Source organism: Shimia haliotis (assembly GCF_900114415.1).
In the GTDB taxonomy this organism is placed as follows: Bacteria; Pseudomonadota; Alphaproteobacteria; order Rhodobacterales; family Rhodobacteraceae; genus Shimia; species Shimia haliotis.
The window spans coordinates 83,102-104,793 of record NZ_FOSZ01000009.1 but is presented as its reverse complement, the minus strand read 5'-3'; the positions used below and the strand labels follow the sequence as shown (position 1 = coordinate 104,793).

22 protein-coding genes are annotated in these 21,692 nt (G+C 58.7%); 9 read left to right on the top strand and 13 right to left on the bottom strand.

What is annotated here, in order from left to right; genetic code table 11:
* Window positions 1–2: 2 nt before the first annotated feature.
* From BM069_RS17450 to hmgA, 4 genes are all read right to left on the bottom strand, one after another.
* Window positions 3–539 (bottom strand): dihydrofolate reductase family protein, encoded by a 537-nt coding sequence (locus BM069_RS17450; protein ID WP_093325607.1) that lies wholly within the window; start codon window positions 537–539, stop codon window positions 3–5.
* A 15-nt stretch (window positions 540–554) separates the two neighbouring features.
* Window positions 555–1,811, bottom strand: a complete 1,257-nt coding sequence (gene fahA, locus BM069_RS17445) for a fumarylacetoacetase (RefSeq protein ID WP_093325606.1) — start codon at window positions 1,809–1,811, stop codon at window positions 555–557.
* An 18-nt stretch (window positions 1,812–1,829) separates the two neighbouring features.
* Window positions 1,830–2,681: an MBL fold metallo-hydrolase gene (locus BM069_RS17440; RefSeq protein ID WP_093325605.1), complete on the bottom strand. Its 852-nt coding sequence runs from the start codon at window positions 2,679–2,681 to the stop codon at window positions 1,830–1,832.
* 100 nt (window positions 2,682–2,781) lie between these two features.
* Window positions 2,782–4,110, bottom strand: coding sequence for a homogentisate 1,2-dioxygenase (hmgA, locus tag BM069_RS17435; RefSeq protein ID WP_093325603.1), 1,329 nt, complete (start codon window positions 4,108–4,110; stop codon window positions 2,782–2,784).
* A gap of 104 nt (window positions 4,111–4,214) precedes the next feature.
* Here hmgA and BM069_RS17430 point away from each other — a divergent pair, with 104 nt between their 5' ends.
* Entirely contained in the window at window positions 4,215–4,685 is a 471-nt protein-coding gene (locus BM069_RS17430) for a MarR family winged helix-turn-helix transcriptional regulator (protein ID WP_093325602.1), read from the top strand.
* A gap of 169 nt (window positions 4,686–4,854) precedes the next feature.
* Window positions 4,855–5,133 carry a VPEID-CTERM sorting domain-containing protein gene (locus BM069_RS17425; RefSeq protein WP_093325601.1) on the top strand — a complete coding sequence of 93 codons (279 nt, stop codon included), beginning with the start codon at window positions 4,855–4,857 and terminating at the stop codon, window positions 5,131–5,133.
* A gap of 7 nt (window positions 5,134–5,140) precedes the next feature.
* Here BM069_RS17425 and xrtE read toward each other — a convergent pair whose 3' ends face one another.
* The 3 genes from xrtE to BM069_RS17410 all read right to left on the bottom strand — a co-directional run bounded on the left by xrtE (window position 5,141) and on the right by BM069_RS17410 (window position 8,202).
* Complete coding sequence (gene xrtE, locus BM069_RS17420; protein WP_139216238.1) at window positions 5,141–6,718, bottom strand: exosortase E/protease, VPEID-CTERM system; 1,578 nt, start codon at window positions 6,716–6,718, stop codon at window positions 5,141–5,143.
* Window positions 6,719–6,725: 7 nt separating this feature from the next.
* Complete coding sequence (locus tag BM069_RS17415; protein WP_093325598.1) at window positions 6,726–7,535, bottom strand: division plane positioning ATPase MipZ; 810 nt, start codon at window positions 7,533–7,535, stop codon at window positions 6,726–6,728.
* Window positions 7,536–7,638: 103 nt separating this feature from the next.
* Window positions 7,639–8,202, bottom strand: coding sequence for a pseudouridine synthase (locus BM069_RS17410; RefSeq protein ID WP_093325596.1), 564 nt, complete (start codon window positions 8,200–8,202; stop codon window positions 7,639–7,641).
* A gap of 60 nt (window positions 8,203–8,262) precedes the next feature.
* Here BM069_RS17410 and BM069_RS17405 point away from each other — a divergent pair, with 60 nt between their 5' ends.
* From BM069_RS17405 to BM069_RS17380, 6 genes are all read left to right on the top strand, one after another.
* Window positions 8,263–9,432, top strand: coding sequence for a trans-sulfuration enzyme family protein (locus BM069_RS17405; protein WP_425288692.1), 1,170 nt, complete (start codon window positions 8,263–8,265; stop codon window positions 9,430–9,432).
* Between the two features lie 138 nt (window positions 9,433–9,570).
* Window positions 9,571–10,053 carry a hypothetical protein gene (locus tag BM069_RS17400; protein ID WP_139216237.1) on the top strand — a complete coding sequence of 161 codons (483 nt, stop codon included), beginning with the start codon at window positions 9,571–9,573 and terminating at the stop codon, window positions 10,051–10,053.
* 123 nt (window positions 10,054–10,176) lie between these two features.
* The gene (locus tag BM069_RS17395) at window positions 10,177–10,602 is read left to right on the top strand and encodes a VOC family protein (RefSeq protein ID WP_093325590.1); all 426 of its coding nucleotides are present in this window, start codon (window positions 10,177–10,179) and stop codon (window positions 10,600–10,602) included.
* Window positions 10,603–10,658: 56 nt separating this feature from the next.
* On the top strand, window positions 10,659–11,879 hold the full coding sequence (locus BM069_RS17390) for an MFS transporter (RefSeq protein WP_093325589.1): 1,221 nt from the start codon (window positions 10,659–10,661) through the stop codon (window positions 11,877–11,879).
* A 236-nt stretch (window positions 11,880–12,115) separates the two neighbouring features.
* Window positions 12,116–14,905 (top strand): bifunctional aconitate hydratase 2/2-methylisocitrate dehydratase, encoded by a 2,790-nt coding sequence (locus BM069_RS17385; protein ID WP_093325587.1) that lies wholly within the window; start codon window positions 12,116–12,118, stop codon window positions 14,903–14,905.
* Window positions 14,906–15,074: 169 nt separating this feature from the next.
* Complete coding sequence (locus tag BM069_RS17380) at window positions 15,075–15,620, top strand: NYN domain-containing protein (protein WP_244503656.1); 546 nt, start codon at window positions 15,075–15,077, stop codon at window positions 15,618–15,620.
* Window positions 15,621–15,651: 31 nt separating this feature from the next.
* On the opposite strand, the gene BM069_RS17375 is transcribed toward BM069_RS17380, so the two are convergent.
* The 3 genes from BM069_RS17375 to rplS all read right to left on the bottom strand — a co-directional run bounded on the left by BM069_RS17375 (window position 15,652) and on the right by rplS (window position 17,685).
* Window positions 15,652–16,929 carry a tetratricopeptide repeat protein gene (locus BM069_RS17375; RefSeq protein WP_093325586.1) on the bottom strand — a complete coding sequence of 426 codons (1,278 nt, stop codon included), beginning with the start codon at window positions 16,927–16,929 and terminating at the stop codon, window positions 15,652–15,654.
* A gap of 148 nt (window positions 16,930–17,077) precedes the next feature.
* A complete protein-coding gene (gene rpmE, locus BM069_RS17370) occupies window positions 17,078–17,299 on the bottom strand; it encodes a 50S ribosomal protein L31 (protein ID WP_093325584.1) in 222 nt (73 codons plus the stop codon).
* A gap of 11 nt (window positions 17,300–17,310) precedes the next feature.
* Window positions 17,311–17,685, bottom strand: coding sequence for a 50S ribosomal protein L19 (gene rplS, locus BM069_RS17365; protein ID WP_093325583.1), 375 nt, complete (start codon window positions 17,683–17,685; stop codon window positions 17,311–17,313).
* A gap of 434 nt (window positions 17,686–18,119) precedes the next feature.
* Here rplS and BM069_RS17360 point away from each other — a divergent pair, with 434 nt between their 5' ends.
* A complete protein-coding gene (locus BM069_RS17360) occupies window positions 18,120–18,938 on the top strand; it encodes a glycoside hydrolase family 25 protein (protein ID WP_244503655.1) in 819 nt (272 codons plus the stop codon).
* A gap of 318 nt (window positions 18,939–19,256) precedes the next feature.
* Here the strand turns inward: BM069_RS17360 and trmD are convergent, their stop codons facing one another.
* The 3 genes from trmD to BM069_RS17345 are packed head-to-tail and all read right to left on the bottom strand — an operon-like array spanning window position 19,257 to window position 21,676.
* Complete coding sequence (gene trmD / locus BM069_RS17355) at window positions 19,257–20,060, bottom strand: tRNA (guanosine(37)-N1)-methyltransferase TrmD (RefSeq protein ID WP_244503654.1); 804 nt, start codon at window positions 20,058–20,060, stop codon at window positions 19,257–19,259.
* On the bottom strand, window positions 20,053–20,877 hold the full coding sequence (locus BM069_RS17350) for a hypothetical protein (RefSeq protein WP_093325577.1): 825 nt from the start codon (window positions 20,875–20,877) through the stop codon (window positions 20,053–20,055). The genes trmD and BM069_RS17350 overlap by 8 nt, the downstream gene beginning before the upstream one ends.
* A gap of 1 nt (window position 20,878) precedes the next feature.
* Window positions 20,879–21,676, bottom strand: coding sequence for a hypothetical protein (locus BM069_RS17345; protein WP_093325575.1), 798 nt, complete (start codon window positions 21,674–21,676; stop codon window positions 20,879–20,881).
* Window positions 21,677–21,692 lie beyond the last annotated feature (16 nt).

Genomic DNA, 21,692 nt, shown 5'->3' with positions numbered 1-21,692 from the left:
GGTCAATCCTTGAAGGTGTAGTCGAGTTTCATAATACCGCCAGGCATCGGTGTGCTGGCGGAGAGTGTCAGGTTGTGTTGGACGCCCGGTGCAAAGCAGGGCAGCCCATTGCCCAACAGAGTGGGCATGAGGAAAACTGTGATGCGGTCAAACATGCCGGCGTCCAGCGCGGCGCGTTGGGTTTGCCCGCCGCCCATGATCCAGATGCGGCGATGATCAGAGGCCTCGATGGATTGCTTGAGACTGTCCACCGGGCCAGCAGCGGCGATGTGGTCACCTTTGAAATCGTGCCGGCGGGTCAGCACATAGGCGGGCCGATCCTCATAGGGCCAGCCCCAGCCTAGCACCTGAATATAGGTGGCATGACCGACCATCAGCGCGTCGATGTCGGTGATGAAATCCCCGTAGCCGCCGTCGCCGCCATCCGAGGTCAGCGCCTCATTGAATGGGTTCAGCCAGTCCACACCGCCATCGGGCGTTGCGATGTACCCGTCAAGGCTCATCGCGATATATCCAACGTATTCAGGGCGGTGTGTCATGGCGGGCTCCGATGTTCAGCGTTTGTAGGGATCTTCCAGCGCTGGAAGGACGGTCCCTGTGCAAGTGCCAAAACCGATGGTGTAGCCATCGCCTTTGGCTTCTCCACTCAAGGTAAGGGTGTCGCCGTCTTCAATAAAGGTGCGTGTCTCGCCTGTGTTAAGCGTCAGCGGCTCTTTGCCACCCCAGCTGAGTTCCAGCAGGCTTCCGCGTTCCGGTTTGGTGGGGCCGGAAATTGTGCCGGAACCCAGCAGATCGCCTACGTTCATCGGGCAGCCCGAAGTGGAGTGATGCGCCAGCTGTTGCGGGGCGGAGTAATACATCTGATTGTAGTTGGTGCGGGTGATGGTGGTGGCCTCTTTGCCTTCGGGTGCCATAGTGACGGCGAGGTCGATGTCATAGAGCATCGGGCCGACGTCTTTGATGTGGTCCAAGAGCTCAAATTCGCGCTCCGGCGTGTCGGTGCGGAAGGGTTCCAGCGCGGCCTTGGTGACGATCCACGGGGAGATCGAGGTCGCGGTGGCTTTGGCTTGGAACGGGCCAAGCGGCTGGTATTCCCACGCCTGAATGTCGCGCGCGGACCAGTCGTTCAGCAGCACGTAGCCAAAGATGTTGTCGTCCGCTTCCTGCACCGAAATCGGGCCATCCGTCGCCGTGCCGACAATCGCGCCCATTTCCAGTTCGATGTCAAAGCGGCGGCAGGGCAGGAAGGCGGGCAGATCGTGGTCAGGCGATTTGAGCTGACCCCAAGGGCGGCGGATGTCGGTGCCGGAGACCACCACGGAAGAGGCGCGGCCGTTGTAGCCAATCGGGATGTGCAGCCAATTGGGCGGCAGGGCGTTTTCGGGGCCACGGAACATGGTGCCGACGTTGAAGGCGTGGTTACGGCCTGCGTAGAAGTCGGTGTATTCGCTTACGGCGATGGGCATGTGCATCGCGGCCTCTGACATTGGAACCAGATGCGGCTCGACTGCGGCGCGCTCGGCGCTGCCCACGGCCAAAAGCGTGATCAGGCGGGTGCGCAGGGTATCCCATGCTTCGGCACCCAGGTCCATGAAGTCGTTCCAGTAGGGCAGATCAAAAACCGGCTCATCTGCCACCTGCACCAGACCGGCTTCTTCGGCGGCGGCCATGTCCAGGATCATGTCACCGATGGCAACACCGCAGCGTTCTTCGGTGCCGGCGTGGGAGAAGACCCCATACGGCAGGTTGTTGAGCGGGAAGGGATGGTCGGGCGCGTTGGCGCTGTCGACCCAGCTTTTCATCAAAGGCATGCGCGTTTCCTTGTGCGGTTAGTCCAGCGGGATTTTCATCCCGTCGGTGCCAATAAAGAGAGGACCGGCCCAGGTTTTTGCAGTTTCTTCCTGCCAGTGGGTCTCGGTGAAGTCGGGATCGTCGCAGGGGACGAGGTGGTTAAGGGCAAGGCGTTTGACACCGGCCTCAGATGCGATACGGCCCGCCTCGGCGGCGGGTGTGTGGGAGCGTTCGAGATGAATGCGCAACCGATCGTCGCCATTGCCGACGCGGGCACACAGGGCGTCGATGCCAGCGGGCAGCATGGCCTCATGCACCAGCAAATCCGCGCCTAGGGCAAACGGTGCCATTTCGGGGATCGGCGCGGTGTCACCGGAAAGAACGACAATTTTGTCGGTCCCCTCAAAACGCAGGGCAAAGCTGTCTTCTATCGGCGGGTGTTCATTGCGGATGGCGCTCATCTTGAGATCGCCCAAGCGGGTCTCCCCTTCCTCAAGCAGATGCACGTCCAGCAGTGGCTCAAGTGGCGGGCGGCCTTCGTCGCGCAGGCGCAGGTCTACGTCAAAAGACATGGCATTCAGAAACCCGTGCCAATAACGGGCCAGCCCCGAGGGGCCATAAAGCGGCACCGTGCGTGCAAGGCCCGCGGTCCATGCGGTGTGCATCAGCGGGCCAAGTTCGAGATAATGGTCCGAATGTAGATGCGTGATCACGATGGCATCAAGTTCGGTCAGCGCCACCCCCGCATCACAGAGTGCGCGCGTTGCGCCAAGCCCCGCATCGACCAAAATCGTCATGCCATCCATCTGTAGAAGGATCGATGTCGGCATACGGGTGCCGGGCCGGATTGCCGGCCCGCCTTTGGTGCCCAAAAGCGTGACTGAGTTCATGCGCGTTTCCTCCCATCGCAACGTTCCCCTTTCCTTTTGCCGGAAATACCTTGGGGGAGTCACGAGCTTTGCTCGGGACGGGGGCAAAGCCCCCATGCCATCACTTCTTACCTGGCGTGCCGTCGAATTTTTTCTCGATGTCGGTCCAGCAGTCGATGTAGTCATCCTGTACCGGCGCCTCATTGGCGGCAAAGGCGGTTATGTGCTGCGGGAAGCGGGTCTCGAACATAAACGACATGGTGTTGTCGAGCTTGTCGGGGCCGAGGTTGGCATTGGACGCGCCTTCAAAGGCGTTCTTGTCCGGTCCGTGCGGCATCATCATGTTGTGCAGACTCATGCCTCCGGGGATGAAGCCTTCGGGCTTGGCGTCATACTGGCCGTAAATGTTGCCCATCAACTCGGACATGATGTTCTTGTGATACCACGGCGGGCGGAAGGTGTCCTCGGCCACCATCCAGCGTTCGCGGAAGAGCACAAAGTCGATGTTGGCGGTGCCGGGCTGGCCCGACGGTGCCGTCAGCACAGTGAAGATCGACGGGTCCGGATGGTCAAACAGGATTGCGCCCACGGGACAATAGGTGCGCAGGTCATATTTCACCGGCGCGTAGTTGCCGTGCCATGCCACCACGTCCAACGGGGACTGGTCGATGTTGGTGCGATGGAACTGGCCACACCATTTCACGGTTACGGTTGAGGGGACTTCGCGATCCTCAAAGGCGGCAACCGGTGCTTTGAAGTCGCGCGGGTTCGCCATGCAATTGGCGCCAATCGGGCCGCGACCGGGTAGCTCGAATTTCTGGCCGTAGTTTTCACAGACAAAGCCGCGTGCGGGTCCTTCGAGAACTTCGACGCGATAAAGCAAGCCGCGGGGGATGATGGCGATTTCCTTGGGCTCAAGGTCGATGATGCCCAGTTCGGTGGAGAAGCGCAGCACGCCTTCTTGCGGCACCACCAGCAGTTCACTGTCGGCGGAGAAGAAGTAGTCATCCTCCATTGAGGTGTTCACCAGATAGATATGGGACGCCATACCGACCTGTGTGTTCACGTCGCCCGCCGTGGTCATCGTGCGCATGCCGGTGATCCACGTCAGCGTCTGTTCGGTATGGGACACGGGATCCCAGCGGTATTGACCGAGGCTGCCCAGATCCGGATCGACATTGGGGGCTGACTTCCAGTGGGGAACGTCGATCTTCTCGTAGCGGCCATTGTGTTTCACCGAAGGCCGGATGCGATAGCACCACGTGCGTTCAACCGATTCTGCGGTGAAGGCGGTGCCGGAGAGTTGCTCGCCATAAAGGCCGTAGTTGCATTTTTGCGGGCTGTTCATGCCCTGAGGCAGCGCACCAGGCAGCGCTTCGGTTTCATAATCATTGCCAAAACCAGGCATATAGCCTTCGTGCGGGCCGGGGATGGATGGGGCCATCTGCATGCGTGTCGGGAGGGTGTGTTTGGTCACTTTTTGTCTCCATCTCGAATTTGGTTGCATTGGTAATAGTTGTTTTTGTAACTAACAAGCAGGAGGCGCGTGAAATCATGACTGAAACCGTTAAGACCGAAGGGTTCGACCTGCTCGGGTTTCTGCCCTATCTGCTTAATCAGGCGGCGGAGGAATCCAGCCTGACTTTTCAGAAGCTTTACAAGGATCGATACGGCCTTTTGCGGACGGAATGGCGGGTGCTTTTCCATCTTGGAATGTTCGGAGAGATGACCGCGACCGACATCGGATCACGGGCCAAGATCCACAAGACCAAAATCAGCCGCGCCGTTCATAGCCTTGCCAAACGCAGGTATCTGAAGCGCACTCCGAGCGACACCGACCGCAGGGTGGAATGGCTGGTTCTGACGCCCGCGGGAGAGGCGGTTTACCGTGATTTGCGCGACACCGCGCAGGCCTATGAGGCCAAGCTTTTGCAAGGGTTTTCAGACGCTGATGTGGCGCATCTTAAGCGGGTTTTGGCGCGTTTGGGTGGCGTAGGCGAATCGAATCATGTGACGGAGGCTTGAGCCGCGCAGCGTATATACCGCGACAGTTCCCAACGTCTTTGGGCATTGTTGTCGGGCTGGCGACAATTCCGGCGCATTATGGCGGAAATGTGGCCGAAAACTTGTGTGTTGCCTGCAAAACATGGCATTGTGAGCGCAAGTTTTTCAGTTTAGGCGCAGGAGTTTTCCTATGAAGGCCAAGTTGTTTTTGATTTCTGCGAGTTCGGTGGTTCTGACCGCCACATCCGCGTTGGCGCAAGATGCCGGTGGTTGGCGCTCAAACTGGTGGTGGCGCTGGTTCGGGAACTGGGGTGGAAACACCGGTGGCTCCACCGGCGGGTCCACTGGTGGCTCGTCCAATGCGGTTCCGGAAATTGATGCGGGCGCGGGCCTTTTAGCGATGGCGGCTGTGCTGGCGACGCTGGCTCTTGTCTGGGAATTGCGCCGTCGTCGCGGCAACGCGGACTAAGCGCTCCTTAGATCAGTGCCCAGTTGGCAGTGATCATAGCATAGATTGCAATCAAAGCGTTCGCGGCCCCATGGGCCGCGATCGCGTTTGTAAGGCCCCTTGATCGTAGGGCGAGAACACCAAAAACGAGACCGGCGAGCATACCAGCCACATAGCGTTCGTGCAGCAGGCCAAAGAACAGGTTGGGTAAGAGCAGCGCCAGAACCGTCCAGATCAAACCGCCGCGCAGCAGCCGGTTTTGCAAATATCCGCGAAAGAAAAGCTCTTCGATGACCGGCACCAGAGCGATAGTTCCCAGAAGGCGGAAAGCAATCCACATGGCCGACGGTTGGGTCATATCTGAGGGGCTGACCGGAGCTGTTACCAGCCAGAGTGCGCCGACGACCAGACCGGCGAGGACGGCAATGGCTTCGGGGCGGCGCAGAAGGCGCATGAGAACCGGACGGAAGTACAGCAGCACACAGACCATCGCCACGGCCCGAAACGGATAGGCGTCGGACGGGGTGGGCCAGAATGCGGAGGCGATGACACTGGTCAGCATCATGACAATGAAGGGCACGATCAGTGCGGCGAGGCTTTCTTCGGCAAGGCGCGGGCGGGCGCCTTTGGGGCGGGGGCTGCGGTGCAGCCACGACCAGCGGTGCGCGGCGGCCACGACTGTCAGTGCCACAGCCGTGAACATCAGCCAGCCGGCATAGGAATGAAACCCGTTGAGCGCGTGTTCGGGGGAGACTTCGGCGCCAATGATGATCAGAATGGCAATTCGCAGGATATTGAAGAGCCAGCTGCACAGTACAGCAAGCGGGTATAGCCCGAGCCAATACCGGCGCATGCGCAGATCATCTTTCATCAAAAGCGCATATAGCCCCATGAAAATGGTGATCAGGGCGATGCCTTCGACGCCTGAGCATTGGGAGGCGATCTGAACAAAGAAGTCGTCATACCCGATGATATAGGTTGGTGGGTCAACGGCGACGTCAAACCCAAGCGCGAGCAACACGAGAAACACCAGAAAGAAGGTCAGGCTGGACAGGTTGGACACGTCCCAGAGGGGGCGGATCAGGTCGGCGAGATCAGGCACCAACACGGCGCCGAGGATGGCCGCGGGTAAAAAGTAGCCGTCAGAGCGCAGCCAGTGCCACCAGTGTCTTGCTGGTGTGATCCAAAGCAACCCACCGAGCGCTGCGAGTGCGCCGCCGGATGACATGATCAGGAGGGTGGGTAGAAATCGCTGCGAGATCTCCTCTGTGCCAAACAGCGGGATCGGCAGGAAGATCAGCAAAACGCCGAGCGCGTGAACGGTGAGCCAGACCGAGGCACCGGATGTTGCGCCGGCTGTGTCGCGCAAAGCCTGATAGGTGCGGGGTCGCAGCCAGAAATAGAGCGCGAGAACGGTGATCACGGCCAGCGCCCGTGCGGTCATTGATCGCAGCGCGCGGCAGGCGAATTCCACTTCCGTGTTTCGACATTCGATGGAGGCCATCACCTGATAGGTGACAATCACCGTCAGCAATTCGACGACGGCGAGGCCGGCCATCAGGGTCAGGCGGCTGCGCCTTGGGGGTATGGCCTCGGGCGCTGTCACGTAACCATCAGAAATCGGCGGTGACGCCAGGCAGGTTTAGCGCTTTGATCAATTCGCGCAGTTCCTGACGGGCGGCGACATTTGAGATATTGAGCTGTTTGACCCCGATGTCGCGCAGGTCTAGCAGGGTGATGCCGCGGGGAAAGAGTTCGCGGAAAATGACCCTTTCATTGAAACCGGGGGCGACCCGAAATCCGATCCGCTTGGCAAGCTTGTCCAGTGCGCGGCCCATCTTTTCCTTGTTGACCATCTGCTGTGCGCCCATGCGGTTGCGCATCACAATCCAGTCGATCGGCTGCAGCCCTGCTTGAGCCCGCAATTGGCGGGCGTTCCACACCATTTCGGAGTAAACTGACGGGCCGAGAATTTTGTCGGCGTCGCCATCAATATGAGCCAGCAGATCAAAGTCGACAAAGCTGTCGTTGAGAGGCGTCACCAGCGTGTCAGCCAGCGAATGCGCCACTTGGCTGAGGCGGGTGTGCGAGCCGGGACAGTCTATCAGAATGAAATCGCTGTCGGGCTCCAGAGTTGCGACAGCCGCCGAGAGGCGATGATCATAGATGTTTTCGCCAGGCTTCAGGCTCGCGGGGTCGACTTCGGGCAGGTCGTGATAATCCGGCGTTGGCAGGTCAAGCCCGTGCTCTTTTGCATAGTTGCGGCGGTTTTCAACGTAACGGCCAAAACTCTTCTGGCGCAGGTCGAGGTCGAGCGCGCCGACTTTGTGCCCCATGCGCGTGAGCGCTGTGGCGATGTGCATGGACAACGTGGATTTCCCCGCGCCGCCCTTTTCGTTGCCGACCACAATGATATGCGCCATGCCCGTTGCCCTTGATCCATTATATGTCGCCGCAGATACGGCGATCGTTGTTTGCTGTCCACTATATGTGGGGTTTATCCACAGGAAAAGTGGGCAGTTGTTGTCATTTGTTCGGTGTTGGCGCGTCGCGCCATGTGCCGGTTTCGAGGTCGTTCAGTGACCAATCTCCGATGCGCGCCCTGATCAGGCGCAGGGTCGGGTGCCCAACGGCGGCGGTCATCCGGCGCACCTGACGGTTGCGGCCCTCGCGGATGGTGAGCTCGATCCAGCAATCGGGCACCGACTTGCGCACGCGGATTGGCGGGGTGCGGGGCCAGAGGTTTGCGGGCGCGTCAATGCGTTTGGCCTGCGCGGGTTTGGTCTTGCCGTCCTTGAGATCCACGCCTTTGCGCAACGCGTTTAGCGCTTGATCATTCGGTGTGCCTTCGACCTGTACCCAATAGGTTTTTGCCATCTTGTGTCGCGGATCCGATATCCGCGCCTGAAGCTTGCCATCATCGGTCAAAACCATCAGACCTTCGCTGTCGCGATCTAGGCGTCCTGCGGGATAAACCTTTGGCACGTCGATGAAATCCGACAACGTCCGGCGCGTTGTACCCTCAAGGCCCTTGTCGGTGAATTGCGACAGCACATCGAAGGGTTTGTTGAAGAGTATCACGCGGGTCATGGATGTGGTGTTACACGGGCGTACGGTGGGGTTGCAAGTTCGCGTTGGCTGGGATCATTTATGCGCCAAGAGCTAGAGGGACGTGCGATGGATATCAAAGACATGCGGCCAGAGACCGTTTTGGCGCAGGCCGGCGGGGCAATTGATCAGCAAAGCGGCGGCGTTGTGCCTCCTATCCAGCCCGCGACGACGTTTGTGCGGGATGAGAATTATAACCCTCTGAATCCGAACAACGTTTACGCGAGGCCACACAACGATGTGGTGCGGCAGGCAGAAGGTGTTTTGGCCGAGTTGGAAGGTGGCGAGGCGGCTTTGCTGTTTCCCTCGGGCATGGCGGCGATTGCGGCGTTGTTTCGGACGGTTCCCTGCGGCGGACGTGTTGTCATCCAGTCCGGAATTTATTGGAACACAACCAAATGGGTGCGCGATTTTTGTGATCGCCGTCAAATAGTTGTTGATGAGGTGGATGCAAGCGATGCCGCCGCGTTGGCCGAGATTTGCGCCAAGGGTCCAGCCAATATCGTTTGGGTGGAAACGCCGAGCAACCCGTGGCTGAAGATCACCGATGTGGCTGCGGCCAAATCTGCCGCAGAAAGCTGTGGTGCGATCTTGGCTGTGGACAGCACCGCCGCGTCGCCGATTCTGACCAACCCATTGAAACTTGGTGCGGATATCGTGATGCATTCGACCACCAAAGTGATCAACGGACATTCCGATGTGTTGGGTGGGGTGCTGATCTGCAAGGAGGTTACGCCGGTCTGGGACGCGATTGTTATGGACCGAGGAAGCGCGGGCGCTGTGATGGGGCCGTTTGAGGCGTGGCTGTTGCTGCGCGGCATGCGCACGATGGTGTTGCGCGTTGAGCGGATGGTGGATAACGCAATGAAAATAGCCAGTTATCTGGCGGACCATCCGAAGGTTGAGGTGGTGCTATATCCGGGCTTGGCGGACCACGCGGGGCATGAGTTGGCCAAACGCCAGATGCCAGGCGGCTTTGGATTTCTGATGTCCTTTTTGGTCAAGGGAGACCGTGAGACAGCGTTGCGGGTGGCAGGGCGGTTGACGCTTTTCCATCGGGCGACGTCTTTGGGCGGAGTGGAAAGCCTTGTGGAACATCGGCACACAATCGAGCCGCACACTGGGATTCCGGAGACACTTTTGCGCATATCTGTGGGGGCCGAACACGCACAGGATTTGATTGCGGATCTGGGGCAGGCTTTAGGGCAATAGGCCTGTCTGCATCACGTCGGTAAAACGTCGGTATTGCGTCGGTGCGCCGGTGGCATGAAAACGCTTTGTTAAGGCATTTCGGCAAGTATCGCGGCTGCACAAGTGGGTATTCCCAACACGCAGACGCGGACACCAACATTGAAGAAACGTATCCGAAACTCAAAAATGATCTCGCCGGCCTATGAAGACGGGGGACTGTTCAAGAAACCGCCGACGGAATTGGTCGTCAATCTGGTTCCGAAATTCGGCAAGAACTCGCGGCAGGATGTGATCGTCAAAGCGTTGGTTCAGAATGGCGTTGAAATTGACGTTATTTTTGCCGGACGACGAAAAAAACACGCCGAGGATGTAGTGCTGTTGTTGCAGCGGATGTGGGAAGATGCGGTCTTTAGCTATCGCATGAGGCCCGAGCCTCCGTTGCGCACCCAAGTCCGTTTGCCAGCTCGGCTTTATGGATCTTGGCGGACGCGGGTTTTTGAGGACGATGAGGAATGGATCGCAAGGGAGTATCAATTCCTTGTCGCGCTTTGGGCCTATAAATCGGACACTGGCGAGATGCTTAGTTTCGGCGAGTTGCCGGCTACGGAACAGGGCGCTGTGAAATCAGCGAGCACCGTTTAGGCGTGTCTTGGCGCGGTCACTCGCGCTGGATGGTCCTGAAATTTCCCATTGTTGCCGTCTGGCGCGTGGCGGACTTGCGCCTTACGGTGGCCCCAAGCTGGACGTGAGGAGGGCAGAGGGGCGATGAAGCTGGAATTTCACCACATTAATTTTGTGTCCCGCGATGTGGACGGACTGCACGCGTTTTATACAAATATTCTCGGGCTAGATGACGTCCCGCAGGAGGAGTTTCCGCGGACCGAGGCCAAGGATGGCAAAGGGTTTGACGGCAAAATCCGGTTTGCCACGGACGGGGATATGCAGATGCATCTGGCGGAACGACGGCTGGATGTCGCCTTTGTGAACGGACAGGTGATCAATCCCGTGGATCGCGGCCATATCGCGTTTCGCACGGATGATCTGGCGGCGTTCCTTGGCGTGCTTGAGGAGAATGGGGTGCCATATTCCGACTATGGCACCACTTTTGCCAAAGAATGGCATCAGGTGTTTTTCCAAGATCCGGAAGGCAATGTGATTGAGGTGCATCAGCAAGTTGAAAACGCGGGCTGAACCTTCATGTCGTTCTGGCGCTATACAGGCCGTTCCAAGCCCCTTAGCGTGGCGGGATGACAGATCACCCCGTTCTAGACAGCCGCTATAGCTGGATCAGACTAGCCATCACTTTGATAATCGCGGTTTTTGCCAACGTGGGCATGTGGGCGGTGATTGTGGTGATGCCGTCGATTCAGGCCGAGTTCGGGATCGATCGGGCGGGGGCAAGCGTGCCCTATGTTCTGACGATGGTCGGTTTTGCAGTGGGCAATTTTGCCATTGGTCGCGCAGTGGATCGATTTGGAGTCACAAAGTCGCTGATTGGTGCGGCCGTGTTGAGCGCGGTGAGCTATGGGCTGGCCGCCGTAAGCCCTTCGGTGGCGATCTTGTCTTTGGTGCATTTCTTTCTTGGATTTGGCACGGCGGTCGGGTTCGGGCCGCTGATTGCGGATGTGTCGCTGTGGTTTCAGAGGCGGCGCGGGATTGCCGTGGCGATCGCGGCGAGCGGCAATTACCTGTCGGGTGCGATCTGGCCGATGCTTTTGAGCGGGGTTCAGGCGGATTTCGGGTGGCGTGGGGTGTTTGTCGCTTTGGCGGTGATTACGCTTGCGGCAGTGGTGCCTTTGGCGCTGTTGTTGCGGCCCAAGGTGCCGGAAGAGGCGTTGATGGCGCAGCAGTTGGCGGCGGAAGCCAAACAGGGTTCGGCGCCTTTTAAGCCTGCGGTGCTGATGTGGGTTCTGGGGCTGGCCGGTGTCGGATGTTGCGTGGCGATGTCGATGCCGCAGGTTCACATTGTGAGTTTCTGTGTCGACCTCGGGTACGGTCCCGCGGTTGGTGCCGAAATGCTGGCGCTGATGCTTATGGGGGGTGTGGTGTCGCGATTGATCTCGGGATTGGTGGCGGACAAGTTGGGCGGCGTGATCACCTTGCTGATTGGTTCGGTGTTGCAATGTCTAGCGTTGTTCCTGTTCCTGCCGTTTGACGGGTTGGTGCCGCTTTATCTGGTGAGCGCTGCCTTTGGCCTCGCGCAGGGCGGCATTGTGCCTGCCTATGCGTTGGTGGTGCGGGAATACATGCCCGCGCGCGAAGCGGGCAGCCGCGTCGGGTTTGTCATGATGGCAACAATCATGGGCATGGCTTTGGGCGGATGGATGTCGGGCTGGATCTATGACGTGAGCGGGAGCTACGGGCTTGCGTTCATCAATGGCATTGCGTGGAACGGTCTCAATATCGGGATAATGGTTGCCTTGTTGATGCGGGTGCGCCGCGGCCCCCAAGCGGTTGCGGCATCGTGACCTCAGGAAATGTTAGGCGATAGGGCGCGGCTGTGGCAAAAGAGGCCAGCGGCCCCGTGTTAAAAAGGCGCGAGTCCTTACATTTTGAGCCATTGCAGGCGCGTGTGACCTTGTGGAACGGCTTGCAACTCCTATCTGTTTGGTATACAGCCGCATACAAATAGCCTCCGAGCCTTAAAAATAAGCTTGAGACTCGGCGTTCATGCATCAGCCAACACCAAATCGCTAGGATCATCATGAGCTTGTATACCGATTACCTGACCGAGATCGAAACCCGCAAAGAGCAGGGTTTGAGCCCCAAGCCAATCGACGGCGGCCCGCTGGTGGCCGAGTTGATCGACCTGATCAAAGACGCGGGCAATGAGCAGCGCGACGCCGCGCTGAATTTCTTTATCTACAACACTCTGCCCGGCACCACGAGCGCCGCTGGTGTGAAGGCGAAGTTCCTGAAAGAGATCATTCTGGGCGCTGTTGAGGTTGCCGAGATTTCCCAAGAGTTCGCATTTGAGCTGCTGAGCCACATGAAGGGCGGCCCCTCGGTTGATGTGCTGATTGATCTGGCGCTGGGCGACGACGAAGGCATCGCCAAGCAGGCTGCGGATGTTCTGAAGACACAGGTGTTCCTGTATGACGCCGACATGGCGCGTCTGGGGGATGCGCTGAAGGCGGGCAATGCTGTCGCCAAGGATCTGCTGGAAAGCTATGCCAAAGCGGAATTCTTCACCGATCTGCCGGATGTTGCAGAAGAGATCGAAGTTGTGACCTTTATCGCTGGCGAAGGCGATATCTCCACCGACCTTCTGTCACCAGGTGCCGAAGCGCACTCGCGTGCTGACCGTGAGCTGCACGGCAAATGCATGATGTCCGAAGCCCAGCAGAAACACATTGAAGAGCTGAAGCTTCAGCATCCGGGTAAGCAGATCATGCTGATCGCGGAAAAAGGCACGATGGGTGTGGGATCGTCCCGTATGTCGGGCGTGAACAACGTGGCGCTGTGGACCGGCAAGCAGGCCAGCCCCTATGTGCCGTTCGTGAACTATGCGCCGATCGTGGCGGGCACCAATGGCATCTCGCCGATCTTTTTGACCACAGTGGGCGTGACCGGCGGTATCGGTTTGGACCTGAAGAACTGGGTCAAGAAGGTGGACGAGGACGGCAACGTTGTGATGAACAACGATGGCAATCCGGTTCTGGAAGAAAAGTATTCGGTTGAGACCGGTACGGTTCTGAAGATCAACACCAAGACCCAGACCTTGCTGAGCGAAGATGGTGAGGAGCTGGCGAATGTGTCGGCGGCATTCACCCCGCAGAAGGTTGAATTCATGAAGGCGGGCGGTTCTTACGCCGTGGTCTTTGGCAAAAAGTTGCAGACATTTGCCGCCGAAGCGCTGGGCGTTGAGCCGACGCCGGTCTTTGCGAAGTCCAAAGAGATCAGCCACGAGGGTCAGGGCCTGACCGCAGTTGAGAAGATCTTTAACAAGAACGCGGTTGGCACCACCCCGGGCAAGACGCTGCACGCGGGTTCCGACGTGCGGGTTCAGGTCAACATCGTTGGCTCGCAGGACACCACCGGCCTGATGACCATGCAGGAACTCGAAGCGATGGCGGCGACCGTCGTGTCTCCGATCGTGGATGGCGCGTATCAGTCCGGCTGTCACACCGCGTCTGTTTGGGATGCGAAGGCACAGGCCAACACCCCGCGCCTGATGAAGTTTATGAACGACTTTGGTCTGGTCACAGGTCGTGACCCGAAGGGCGAATATCACGCGATGACCGACGTGATCCACAAGGTGCTGAACGATATCACGGTGGATGACTGGGACGTGATCATCGGCGGCGACAGCCACACCCGTATGTCCAAAGGCGTGGCCTTTGGCGCGGACTCGGGCACCGTGGCGCTGGCTCTGGCAACCGGCGAGGCATCGATGCCGATCCCTGAGTCTGTGAAAGTGACCTTTAAAGGCAAAATGGCCGATCACATGGACTTCCGCGATGTGGTGCACGCAACCCAGCAGCAGATGCTGGCGCAGCACGGCGACAACGTGTTCCAAGGTCGCGTGATCGAAGTGCACATTGGCACGCTGCTGGCGGACCAAGCGTTCACCTTCACCGACTGGACCGCAGAGATGAAGGCGAAGGCCTCTGTCTGTATCTCCAATGACGAGACTCTGATCGGGTCTCTGGAACTGGCCAAGTCGCGCATCCAGATCATGATCGACAAAGGTATGGAGCATGAAAATGGAATGCTGCAGAGCCTGATCGACAAGGCCGACAAGCGCATTGCCGAGATCAAATCCGGTGAGAAGCCAGCGCTGACGCCGGATGCGAATGCGAAGTACTTTGCCGAAGTGGTTGTGGATCTGGACCAGATTGTAGAGCCGATGATTGCGGACCCCGACGTGAACAACGCGGATGTTTCCAAGCGGTATACACACGATACCATCCGTCCAATCAGCTACTATAACGCTGAGAAAAAGGTGGATCTGGGCTTTGTCGGCTCGTGCATGGTGCACAAGGGCGACATGAAGATTGTGGCGCAGATGCTGAAAAACCTTGAGGCCGCGAACGGTAAGGTTGAATTCAAAGCACCGCTGGTTGTGGCTGCGCCGACCTACAACATCATCGACGAGATGAAAGAAGAGGGCGACTGGGAGATTCTTGAGCGCTACTCGGGCTTCACCTTTGACGACATGTTCCCGAAGGAAAAGGCACGCACCGAGTATGAGAACATTCTCTACCTCGAGCGCCCCGGCTGTAACCTCTGCATGGGCAACCAGGAGAAGGCTGCGAAGGGTGACACCGTTCTGGCGACCTCGACCCGCTTGTTCCAAGGCCGTGTTGTGGCCGACAGCGCGACGAAGAAAGGCGAGAGCCTGCTGGCGTCGACCCCGCTTGTGGTTCTGTCTGCCATTCTTGGCCGCACGCCGACCCTTGAGGAATACAAGGCTGCGGTTGAAGGCATCGACCTGACCAAATTCGCACCGCCCGTGCAGGTGCCAGCAGGTGCGAAATCCGCGCACTTCTGATTTTCGGATCAGCGACAAGATTGGCCGGCATCGCGGAAACGCGGTGCCGGCTTTTTGTTGGGTACGAAAATGATGGTTGCGTGATTGCGGAGCCAGTTCGGGGTTGCGGTTGTTGCCGTCCGGCGGCAAATTCGCGTTGTGATTGAATGACGGCCCCGAGGAATTGATTTTGTCTGACTTCATGGCGCGGCCGGAGGCCGGTTTTCTCCTCGCGGCATTGGCCGTTTTTGTGCTGGGCATGTACCTGTTGTCCCGCGTTCTGCAAGCCTTGATTGCGCGGGCTTTCAAGCCGCGGGCCACGCCGACACCCGAAGAACCAAGCGATGCTGTGATCGTGGACGGATCCAATGTGATGTATTGGAAGGACGGCGAGCCGGACCTTGATGTGGTGATCGAAGTTTTGGCGAAGCTGTTCAATGCCGGATTGTCACCAGGGGTGATGTTTGACGCCAACGCAGGATATCTGGTGTCGGAGCGCTACATGCATGACGGGGCCTTTGCCAAGCGGCTTGGGGTGCCTAAAGCGAATGTGCTGGTGGTGCCGAAGGGGACGCCTGCGGATGCCACGATCCTGAAGGCGGCGCGGGATATGGGTGGTCGTGTGGTGACCAACGACCGGTTTCGCGATTGGGCGGAGGAGTATCCGGAAGTTCTAGAAGACGGTTTTTTGATCAAAGGCGGATACCAGGAGGGCAAGCTTTGGTTGTCCGCCTAACCAGTGATGATGAGAGAGGCAGGTGCGTGCGCTAGCGGTCCGCCGACATCTGTGGAACCTTGGCCAAAACCGCACGTCGGGTGCGGAGACTGCGGGACGCCTCGTCGGTCTTGCCAAGCATCAGGAGCACATTGGCATAGGTCAGTTCGAGCAAATCGCGCTGCGCTCTGCTACCTCCGAGGCGTTCGGTCTCTGCCATAACCGGCGTGAGATCACTCAGGGCCTCTTGCCAGTTGCCGTCTACGATATGCCGCCACGCGGTTGCGACGGGTTTTACAAGATCGCCCGCATACCCCTTGGCGGTCTCCGCAATATGAGCAAGACGTGCGCCTTCGCCTGCCATAGCATGGCTGAGCGCCGCATGTATGTCTGCAAAGCTTTGACCTGTTTCCGGAAAATAGGTGGCTGCATAGTCCGACAAGGTTTTCCAGCGCTGTGGATCTACGGTTACGCCGGCCAATTGGGCGCGGTGCAGGATGGCAGCCGTATCGGTCAGGACATTGATCGGAAGCCCCTTGGCGCCACCAGGGCCGACGTGGCAATCGATGGTGTGCCACATCGCGGCTTCGTCGCCTTGCTCAAGCGCCCAAAGTGCTGCGTGCCAATTGAGGTGGCCGAAGAGAACAGAGCGGTCGTCATAGTCCGCCAGCCAGTCGGTGAGGTAGCGACGTCCGGCGTTTGTTTCACCGGCTTCGTATTGAGCGTGGGATTTGAAATGGGAGGCGTTGGCGTTGCGCGGATTGATCTGTAGCGACTTCTCCATGAGCGCCAATGAAGCATCGGTCTGGCCGGTTTCACAGAGCGAGAGAGCCTGCATCGACATCATCCACCAGTCGTCGCCGTAGTGTGGCAGGAGCATGGTCGTATAGGCCAGAAGTTCTGCTTCGCGACCGACTTTGCCCGAAAAACCAATGAGGCCAAAAACGTTGGAGCAGAGTTGAGCGACAAGTGCGTCGCGCGGATGATCGGTGACGTGTGACCAGACGGCGGTGCGGGCTTGCACGGGTTTACCGGAAAGCAGCAGGCCCAAAATTTCGACGTGAGCGATTTCGCGGCTGCTAATACCGGTGGTGAGGGTTGCCGCATGTTGAATGGACGCTTTCGCGCCGGCCATGTTTCCGGACATCATAAGCGCGCGGGCCAAGGCGGCATGCCCCAAAGCAAATTGGGGGTCAGCTGCGATTGCGTTTTCAAAAGCCTCGGCTGCCGCGTAGTGGCCGCCGAGAAACAGGTGAACGCCTTGGTCGTAGTGATCGCGGGCCGCTTGTGAGGTGGTCGACAGGGGATTGTCGTAGTGATCGGTGAGCATTGGAAAACACCTTGAATAAGTCGTGTGAAACTGGACGTGGCCGCAAAAACGAAAGCAGGTCGCACGACGGTAACACAATTTCCATGTGCCCAACAAAAAACGCCGCCCAAAATTGGAGCGGCGTTTTTCGAAAATCTGAAAGCGGTGCTTAGAAGCCCAGGCCTTCGTATTTCTTTTTGAACTTGGACACGCGGCCGCCGGCATCCATCAAGCGGGTGTTGCCGCCGTTCCATGCAGGGTGCACGGTGGGGTCAACGTCCAGCGCCAGTGTGTCGCCTTCGGAACCGTAAGTGGAACGCATCTTGAGGATGGTGCCATCGGTCATTTTCACGTCGATGAAGTGGTAGTCGGGATGAGTGTCTTTTTTCATGATACCGCTCCTTACGCTTTCTTGGGTTTGTAGTTGGTGTCTTCTGCGATACGCGCGGATTTACCACGGCGCGAGCGCAGATAGTACAGTTTGGCGCGACGGACGCGACCACGACGTACAACAGTGATGTTGTCGATGTTGGTCGAGTGCAGCGGGAATACACGCTCCACGCCTTCGCCAAAGGAAATCTTGCGAACAGTGAACGAACCGGCAATGCCAGCGCCGTTTTTGCGGCTGATGCAGACGCCTTCGTAGTTCTGCACACGGGTGCGCGAACCTTCGGTCACTTTGAAGCCTACGCGAATTGTGTCGCCGGCTTTGAAGTCGGGGATCTCTTTCCCCAGGGCGGCAACTTGTTCCGCCTCGAGCTGTGCGATCAGATCCATTGGGATCATCTCCTATGTTGCTTGTGGTTATATCCACAAAGGTTTGATGCACCTCAGAGCTCTTGGTCTTCTTCCGGGTCCACCGCAGTGCCCGCCAGAGATCAGGTCGTCTTTTCTTGTCTTCCTCTGCTGCCTGATGCGATCACCGACGAAGAAACCGGCAACGTGCGCACTGCACAGCAGGCCCGAACGACTCATTTGAGACGCGGACGGGCGGTAGATAAGCGAAAGCGGGCAAGGGTGCAAGCCGGATTGAAGGCCGGGCAGGGATTTGTGCGCGGGCTGGCTGTTCAAAGGGGCCGGACGTGCGGTTCTGTGAAATACGGATACGGTATTTCGATCGGTTTTGCCACCGCGCCAGTCGATTTCTCTGGGACATGGGGGACTGTGTTTCTAGTGTAGACCTTAGGTGCGGGCCAAAAGGTGTTGGAGGTATGAGTATGCGGGCAATTTTGGGTGTGTTGGTTTTGCTGGCGCTTGGGTCTTGCAGCCGTCCGCAATTGGAACCGGTCACAGTAGAGACCCAGCAATCGGCGCTATTGCAGGCCGAAGTGGCGCGGTTGGTGACATATCCGCGGTTTGGTGACTTTGACCCCTACGAGTGGGAAAGCCGCAAGCCGCAGACCTATCCTATCCACGGCATTGATGTCTCGCGGTGGCAAGCGGATATCGACTGGAACGCGGCCAAACGTGCGGGGGTGAGCTTTGCCTTTTTCAAGGCCACCGAGGGAGGCGACCTGAAAGACCCGAAGTTTGACAATCACCGACTTGGGGCGCGGGCGGCCGGAGTGCCGTGGGCGGCGTATCACTACTACTATTTCTGCCGGTCTGCCGAGGAGCAGGCGCGGTGGTTCATTCGCAACGTGCCGCGCGGTGCGGACCTGCCGCATGTGTTGGATATGGAGTGGACGCCGCGGTCCAAGACCTGCACCAAGCGGCCCAGCGGCGCCAAGGTGCGCTCTGAAGCGCGCAAGTTTCTTGCCATTTTGCAGGCGCACTATGATCGCAGGCCGATCATTTACACCACCGTGGATTTTTACAAAGACACCGGCATTGGACAGGTGGGCGGAACAGAGTTCTGGTTGCGGTCCGTTGCGGGCCACCCCAGTGAGGTCTATCCGGGCGGGCGCTGGACGTTCTGGCAATACACCGGTACCGGAGAGGTGCCCGGCGTTGAGGGTGAGGTTGACATCAACGTGTTTCGCGGTGGCCCCGAAGCGTGGGTCCGCTGGCGGGATCGGATTGGCGGGTAGCGCAGTTTCTGCGGTGCGGACCTATACCATTGAACGCCAGACTATACTTTTGAGCACCCAACTATACTTCCCCCTTCCCGCCGCCTGGATGCAGGTCGTCTAGGTTCAGTGAGTGGCGCGCTTCACTCTCACGAAGTGCGTCACCGGAAATGTGGCGACGGGTTTGGATCAGTCTGAAACCGTGGGCTGCAACTGAAGGTGATAATGTCCTGGGCTCGTCCCCGCTTAGGAGACATTTGAGACGGTTTGGTAGAAAGACCGACCTTCAAAAACAGGGCGCCGTACGACCACCCTCGCCCGGAGCGTACGGTGCCCTGTCTATTTCTTGCTTTGATAGGCCGACCACATGTCCGGCCGCCGCTCGCGTGTGAGGGCCTCGGCCATTTCGCGGCGCCATTTTTCGACATTGCCGTGATGGCCCGACATCAGGACATCGGGAATTTTGTGACCCTTCCATTCAGCGGGGCGGGTGTATTGCGGGTGTTCCAGCAATCCGGCGGAGTGGCTTTCGTCCACAGTGCTTTCCTCATTGCCCAGCACGTCAGGCAACAGGCGGACGGTGGCGTCAATCATCGCCTGCGCCGCAATTTCGCCGCCCGTTAGGACAAAGTCGCCAAGGCTGACTTCCATGATGTTGTAGTGATCCAGCACCCGCTGGTCGACGCCTTCAAAGCGTCCGCAGAGCATGGTGATGCCATCGGCCTTGGCCCAAGCGCGGGCCATAGATTGATCAAACCGGCGACCGCGTGGAGACAGGTACACAAGAGGCCAGTTGCCTCGCGCGCCGGACATGGCGGTTTCAATGGCATTGCCAAGCACGTCGGGACGCAGGACCATGCCAGCGCCGCCGCCTGCGGGGGTATCATCCACGTTGCGGTGCTTGGTCAGGCCGAAGTCGCGCAGGTTGGTGGTGTGCAATTGCCATTTGCCATCCTTCAGAGCACGACCGGTCAGACTTTCGCCAAGGACGCCGGGAAAAGCGTCGGGGAAAAGCGTGATAATCTGTGCGGTCCAGACGCCTGCGAGGCGCGGATTGTGGTCCATCAGTTCACGAGGTTTGAACGACGTGGTGATGGATTTGCGCCCGTGGGAGCGAGGTTTGTTGTCCGTCTTGTCACTCACCTTGCAGGCTCCTTTCGTACTCCGCGATCCGCGCGTCTTTGGCGGCGTTGCGGGCCTCCCTGTCGCTGATTTTGCGGTTAAGGTCCAGCAATTCATCCAAAAGGGCCTGAGGCAGGCGTGTGTTTTGTGCGGGAATTGGGATCAGAGCATTGCGCACCTTTGGCGGCACTTCGGCGAGATCCAGCAACGGATTGGCCAGACCCAAGGGCAAAGATTGCCAATGTTCCAGCGCGAGAGGAATGACCGGAACAGGGGCAATAGCCTCGGTCAGATCTTCGAGCACGGGGCGCGGGTCGGCGATCGGGCCGATGCGGGTTTTGAACGTATCAAGGTCCATCGTGATGCCGGAGGATTTGACATGTTCCCAATAGGCGCTGGTCAGCCAGTCCTCGGGTTGTCGGGTGGTCATGACCACACGGATGTCGGCAATTTGATCTGTTTTGGCAAAGCGGCGTTGGGCAGAGGCCACGATCTCGCGCAGGTTGTTGATGGCCGGTTGATAGTCAGGCACGTCGTCGCGACCGGGCAAGTGGCCGGCAAGTTCTTCGGCAGAAAGGATCAAAGAGCGGCTTTTGAAGGTGGGCTGCGCGGCCCAGTAGTCGTCGGCGCGCATGGCGACTTTGGCCAGTGTCAGCGGGTCGCGCCACGTGGAATAGCCGCGTGTGGCATGTACCAGATCGCGAACTTTCCACTTGAGATGCAGGTTGCAGTAAGGCTTTAGCGCCTCTCGGTTTTCACGCAACGTCCGTTGCAGGCTGGTGGTGCCGGTTTTGTGAAAACCTGCGTGGATGATCAGCGGGCGGGTTTTGCCACGCATGTCACAGATCGCCCGTCAGCCAGATTCGGCGGGCCTCGGATTTGGCTTTGGAGACCTCGGCGTTGCTGAGATTGGAGCGATTGGCTTCGAGCATCGCAGACAGCAGCTCTTCGGGCATGGAGACATTCGCGGGGGGCAGGACGTGGAGCCCGCGACGGGTGCGACCGGGCATTTCCAGTGCGTCCATCACCGCTGCCAGCGGGCCGATCGGGCGGGAGCCGGCCTCCTCCAGCGGGGTGGAGACCACGGTGTTGGGTGCGACCGCCTTGCGGACGTCGTCGACAATAGCGTCGAGATCGGCGCTTTGAGCGTATTGGGTCCGGTAATCTTCAAAGTCGAGCGTCATGCGGATGGCCCGCAGATGCTGTGCATAACAACTGCGCAGCCAACTATCGGCGCTGCGGGTGGAAAAGAAAAAAGTCAGGTCGGGCGCGTCCTTGAAGACGGCCAATGCGGTGTCGGCAATCGCCTTCATTAGCGCGGGCGCGGCGTCATAGGTTTTCAAGCCGCGGCGGCCGGGCATGTGGCCAGAGAGGTCTTCGGAACTGAGCACAAGCGGGCGGGGATCTGAGGGATCGACGTCTTCAAAGACCGCGGCGATTTCAGAGGCAAATTCCGTCAAATCGGCGGGATGGCGGCGCACAGAAAACGCACGCGCGGCCTGACAGGCGGCGATCATGTCCGGTTTTGTCAGAATGCGGAGATGATGTTCCAGACTTGCACGGTTGTGGACCAGCATTTTCTGAACGCTGGTTGTGCCCGTCTTGTGAAAGCCGCTGTGCACCAGAATTTTCGTCATGGGTCATTCCTGTTCT